The sequence below is a fragment of the Bradyrhizobium sp. Kon56 genome, assembly GCF_055807635.1.
Genome location: NZ_JBVVOU010000082.1, coordinates 1 through 3,448, shown reverse-complemented (window position 1 = coordinate 3,448; position 3,448 = coordinate 1). Strand labels below are relative to the sequence as shown.

At 58.3% G+C, this 3,448-nt stretch carries 3 protein-coding genes and 3 pseudogenes; 3 read left to right on the top strand and 3 right to left on the bottom strand.

Annotated features, from left to right (window positions below):
* Window positions 1-396: pseudogene (locus tag AC0L3B_RS37945) on the top strand (hypothetical protein); the annotation flags it as partial.
* Window positions 397-461: 65 nt separating this feature from the next.
* A complete protein-coding gene (locus AC0L3B_RS37940; protein WP_473382635.1) occupies window positions 462-596 on the top strand; it encodes a hypothetical protein in 135 nt (44 codons plus the stop codon).
* 616 nt (window positions 597-1,212) lie between these two features.
* On the opposite strand, the gene AC0L3B_RS37935 is transcribed toward AC0L3B_RS37940, so the two are convergent.
* Both AC0L3B_RS37935 and AC0L3B_RS37930 read right to left on the bottom strand, forming a co-directional pair.
* On the bottom strand, window positions 1,213-1,362 hold the full coding sequence (locus tag AC0L3B_RS37935; RefSeq protein ID WP_473382637.1) for a 3-keto-5-aminohexanoate cleavage protein: 150 nt from the start codon (window positions 1,360-1,362) through the stop codon (window positions 1,213-1,215).
* A gap of 78 nt (window positions 1,363-1,440) precedes the next feature.
* A pseudogene (locus tag AC0L3B_RS37930) lies at window positions 1,441-1,548 on the bottom strand (3-keto-5-aminohexanoate cleavage protein); the annotation flags it as partial.
* Between the two features lie 242 nt (window positions 1,549-1,790).
* Here AC0L3B_RS37930 and AC0L3B_RS37925 point away from each other — a divergent pair.
* Window positions 1,791-2,897, top strand: a pseudogene (locus AC0L3B_RS37925) (IS3 family transposase); the annotation flags it as partial.
* Window positions 2,898-3,238: 341 nt separating this feature from the next.
* On the opposite strand, the gene AC0L3B_RS37920 reads toward AC0L3B_RS37925, so the two are convergent.
* On the bottom strand, window positions 3,239-3,448 hold a 210-nt coding region (locus tag AC0L3B_RS37920), incomplete at its 5' end, for a hypothetical protein (RefSeq protein WP_473382633.1).

The window sequence follows — 3,448 nt, the reverse complement described above, 5'->3', positions numbered from 1 at the left end:
CCTTCACGCAACGCCATCGTAGAACTCGCCGCGCTCGCGCGCATGTGTCAATCAGGCGGCCTTCGTCGTATGCGTACGTTCCACAAGATCCTCAAATCGGGCTGCAAAGCTGAGGAATCGAAGCTCAGGACCGGCCCAGGGTCTGACCAATCTGATCTCGCTGTTTTGCATCCTGAGTTGGCGGGTTTTCTCGATACGATGCTTAACCGTTCTGCGCCAGACGCGCCGCCAACCCTCGCGTTGACTGCGACTGAAATCGGCGTGCTCGATCGCCTCGTCAACGACAAACCAAAAGCAAGACAGGAAATGCTCTCGCACTATCTGATCAAGATCGCCCGGCTCGGCGGTTATCTCACCCGCGCCAGCGATCCGCCGCCTGGGAATGCCGTCATGTGACGCGGGCTGTCACGCCTCACCGACATCGCGCTGGGCGCCACGGTCGGCGGCGAATTTGTGGGTAATTGAAAGCATCGCTGGTGGCTTACGCCGAGGCAGTCAAGCGCATCGATGTTCTGTTCGCCATCAAGCGCGCAGATCATGGCCTGATTGCGAAGGAGCTTTTGCTTTGCGCCAGAAGCGCAGCCGCCCTCTCCTGATCGAGTTGGAGGCGTGGTTGCGCGCGCAGCGCGCCAAGCTCTTCAGGAACACGACGCAACCAAAGCGATCAATTACTGCCTCAGCGGCTGGGATGCATTTAGCCGCCTCCTTGATGCGGGACGGCTTTGCATTCGAACAGTGCTGCTGAGCGCGAGCTACGGGCGGTTGCCGTGGGGGCGAAGAAATTGGGGCCGACGAGGGCGGCCGGGGTGCGAAACCAGTCCACTGCTATCGACGAGGTCCTTTCGTGCAGTTCGGCATGCGCGCGGAAGATTTCGCGATTAACGTGCTTCGCTCTAAGACACATTTCCGGGCAGTTTAGGGGCTGCTAGCGGAGGAGGTCGTGATCATCGACAACACAATTCGCTTTGAGCTCGTTTGACGCACTTAGCGAAACTCGAAAGCGGTACCTGCCGTTACTTCGCCGACCGTCGGGCTATGGCGCCGCGGCCACGGAGAGACTAACTCACTCGCGCGCCGCTGTCCGATAGATCCCAAATCTCCGTCCTGCAGGAGAGCGCAAATGTTGCGTTCGGGGTTCGGCCATACGTGGACAATGGGCGCAGCGGCGGGGGATTCCAGCGTGCGCGCCAGCACGCTGGAATCAAGCTGCGGTTAGGCGCGCTTCACAACGCCGAGAAGCTTCCGGGCTTCGGCCGGTGTCGCCACGCTAGCTCCCATGCGCTCAATAATGCCGACCGCATTCTCCACAAGTTGGGCGTTTGATGCAAGAACACCACTAGGAAGATAAATATTGTCTTCCAATCCTACTCGCACATGGCCCGTCCCGGAGCTTTTCACGACCTGTTCATAGAGCTCGAACCGGTTCGATCCGACTCCAGTGTCTGGGTCGCGAACATGGATGTGAACGACCGCAGCTCCTGCCTTCGCGGCTCCAGCGCCGAATCCGCAATTTGCGATGGGTCTTGGGAATGTCCGGATGCTCCGCAAGGACTGCAGTATTGCCTCCAGTAATTGCGCACGTGACGATGACCTTCCGAGACATCAAAGTGTCCTTTCTGAATTTCCATGAATCCAAGGCCAGTAGGCCTGCCGGCACGAGCTTTTCGCTTCAACGAGCACCTTGTTACACAGCCCTTTTGGGGGCGCCGATAACTGAGGTGGACCCCGGAAATAGGACCAAAGTTAAGGTGTGAAGCGTCCTGCTCAGTCTCAACGGACGGAGTACGGATATGACGAAATCACGCAAGAAGTTTGATGCCGCATTCAAGGCCAAGATTGCCCTGGAGGCGGTGCGCGAGGTCGCGACGGTGCCGGAGCTGGCGAAGCGGCACGGCGTTCACCCGAACCAGATCTATGGCTGGAAGAAGCAGGTTCTCGACAATTTGGCGAGCCGTTTCGCGCGCGGCGCGAGTGCTTCGGGGGATGGCGAGGAGGAGCATGAGCGGGAGACGGCAAAGCTTTATACCAAGATTGGCCAGTTGACGGTTGAAAGGGATTTCTTGGCCGAGAGGCCCGGGCGATGAGTGTCCCCGAGCGCAGGGCGATGGTCGTGCGGCCTGGCAAGAATTTGCCGGTTCGCCGGCAATGTGAGCTGCTGAATCTGGCGCGTTCGGGCGTCTACCGTCCCGCGCCAGTAACCAGCACCGACGATCTGGCCGTGATGCGGCGGATCGACGAATTGCATCTGAGGTGGCCGTTCTACGGCTCGCGACGAATAGTGTTCGAACTCAACCTGGCAGGCCACGGCATCAACCGCAAGCGCGTGCAACGGCTGATGCGCGTGATGGGGATCGAGGCGCTGGTCCCGCGTCCCGGCACCAGCAAGGCCGCGCCCGGCCACAGGATCTATCCTTACCTTTTGCGCGGCGTCGGCATCACCGAGCCCAATCATGTCTGGGCCAGCGACATCACCTATATTCCGATGGCCAGGGCTTTCTGTATCTGGTTGCGATCATCGACTGGGCCAGCCGAGCAGTTCTGGCCTGGCGCCTGTCGAACACCATGGATACGGGCTTTTGCATCGCGCCGCTGGACGAAGCGCTGGCGCAGCATGGCACGCCTAAATATTCAACACCGATCAGGGCGCGCAGTTCACCAGTTCAGCGTCCACCGGCAGACTCGAGGCTGCAGGCATCGCAGTTTCGATGGACGCGGTCGTTTCATGGAAAAACATTTTTATCGAACGGCTGTGGCGCTCGATCAAATATGAGGAAGTGCATCTGAAATCCTATGCTGACGGGCCCGAAGCGCGCGACGGCATCGGATCATGGATGAAATTTTACAATCATCGCCGCCCGCATCAGGCGATGAACAACCAGTTTCCCATGGTGGCATGGCGCGCCGGCATGGAAAGGATCGAGGCGGCGAGGACTGTGGATATGCCGCTTCGCGTGGACAACGCAAACGCGTTGCCCACATACCCACAGCAGACGCAGATGCAGCAGCAGGAAGCTGCTTGATTTTGAACGACAAGGCAGGCCCGATCACACCTTAGCTTTGGCGATCCATGGTCCCAGCTCCGGGGTCCACTTCAAACCTCTCCTAAGACTATCTAGTCTGGTTGGAAGGCCCTAATGCTCCGAATTACGAAACCAGCTCATCTTAAATTGATCGAAGTCAGGTTTTTTGCTCGATCGGGACGATTTTGGCAAATCCCAGCAATTTATTGGAGGATTGTTCATATTTCCATCGATCTGTTGGCCTTGGGCGAAAAGCGGTCGGGCGTTCCATTTCGAGAATGATGATTCAGGTGCGTTTCACGCGACGCGCCGAGATGTTTCATCGCCACTCTGATGGTCGAAAATCCCCCCTGAGCTGCTGCCGGTTTGATGGACACCGAGATTAGGTGTTTCATGAAGCCGGAGTAGGTGATGCAGAGACGGAAGTT